Source organism: Brachyspira pilosicoli (assembly GCF_019402445.1).
GTDB lineage: Bacteria > Spirochaetota > Brachyspiria > Brachyspirales > Brachyspiraceae > Brachyspira > Brachyspira pilosicoli_B.
The window spans coordinates 1-594 of the sequence record NZ_SRZM01000394.1; the positions used below are offsets into that span (position 1 = coordinate 1).

Below are 594 nucleotides of genomic sequence, written 5' to 3' on the forward strand. Positions count from 1 at the left end.
ACGGGCACGCTTCGCAGGGGGCAAAGCCCCAGATATTAAAATAAAATATAATAATTTAGCTTAAAATTTATTTATTTTTCTTGTAGGCGTTGTATTCTTCATCTGTAACATGCTCTAACCAAGTAACATTATTTCCGTCTTTGTCGCCTGTTATAGCAATATGCTTCATTTTGCAATCTGGTGAAGCTCCATGCCAATGCTTTTTATCTTTTGGGCAGTATAATGCCTCTCCTTTGTGAAACTCTAAAACTTCTCCGCCCTCTTCTTGTGTGAGCCCTATTCCTTCAACTACAATTAAATGCTGACCGCAAGGGTGAGTATGCCATGCTGTTCTTGCACCTGCCTCAAATGTTACATAGGCTACAGAAAAATGCGAATCTTCATTAGCCTCTGTGATAATCTCTACTTCAACATCGCCTGTAAAATATTCTTTGGCTCCTTTAAACTTTTTGCCTTCTCCATTTTTTATGAATAAAGTTTTTTCTGGTGATTTTTGATATTTATAATCCGGCATTTTATTTTCTCCTTTTTTATTTTAATTATTTGCGGGGACTAGCCCCCGCCCCCCCACTTCTTTTGTTGCCACAAAGAAGC

At 38.0% G+C, this 594-nt stretch carries 1 protein-coding gene; it reads right to left on the reverse strand.

Annotated features, from left to right (window positions below; all coding sequences use genetic code 11):
- Positions 1–67: 67 nt before the first annotated feature.
- Positions 68–514, reverse strand: a complete 447-nt coding sequence (locus E6A48_RS11230; protein WP_219710384.1) for a (R)-mandelonitrile lyase — start codon at positions 512–514, stop codon at positions 68–70.
- Between the last annotated feature and the right edge of the window lie 80 nt (positions 515–594).

Bases quoted from the DNA above. Each gene is read 5' to 3' on its own strand.
- E6A48_RS11230 (WP_219710384.1), bottom strand. From the start codon at position 514: ATGCCGGATTATAAATATCAAAAATCACCAGAAAAAACTTTATTCATA.